At 76.0% G+C, this 579-nt stretch carries 1 pseudogene; it reads left to right on the top strand.

Annotated features, from left to right (window positions below):
• Window positions 1-470: pseudogene (locus tag FV223_RS31095) on the top strand (hypothetical protein); the annotation flags it as partial.
• Between the last annotated feature and the right edge of the window lie 109 nt (window positions 471-579).

Here is a 579-nt window from a genome sequence, read left to right on the forward strand (position 1 = left end):
CCTCCGGCGCGCGCGAGGCGGCGGCCGACCCGCGCTTCGCCGACTGGGCCGGGCAGGCCCAGGGCCTGGCCGAGGATTACCTCGCCTCCTTCTCCGGATCGAACGGCGCCATGGTCTCGGGCGCGTCGCGCTTCTACGGCGAGCGCCTGCGCTTCCACGGGCGGATGACGACGTTCGCGGCCCTGCTCGCCGAGAAGCGCCGCTTCGCGCAGCGCTGGCCCGAGCGGCGCTACGAGCCGCACGACACCCGCACCGCCTGCAATGCGGCGCTGCAGAGCTGCGTCGTGCGCACCCTCGTCGACTTCCGGGCCGGCAACCCGGCCCGCGGCGCGCGCTCGCAAGGGGTCGCCGAGCTGGTGCTCGAGGTGAGCTTCGCCGGCGGCCGGCCGGTGATCGTCTCCGAATCGAGCCGGGTGCTGCGCCGCGGCGCCACGGTCGGCGCGCTTCCCGGAGCCGGCGCCAACGGCTAGACGACACGCCATGACAGCCTCGGCCACGAAACCACCGGCCACCGGAACATCGGCCACGACGCCCCCGGATGCGGAAGCCGAGGCCGCGACGGCGCGCCCGGCGCTCGCC

It is taken from the genome of Methylobacterium sp. WL116 (assembly GCF_008039455.1).
In the GTDB taxonomy this organism is placed as follows: Bacteria; Pseudomonadota; Alphaproteobacteria; order Rhizobiales; family Beijerinckiaceae; genus Methylobacterium.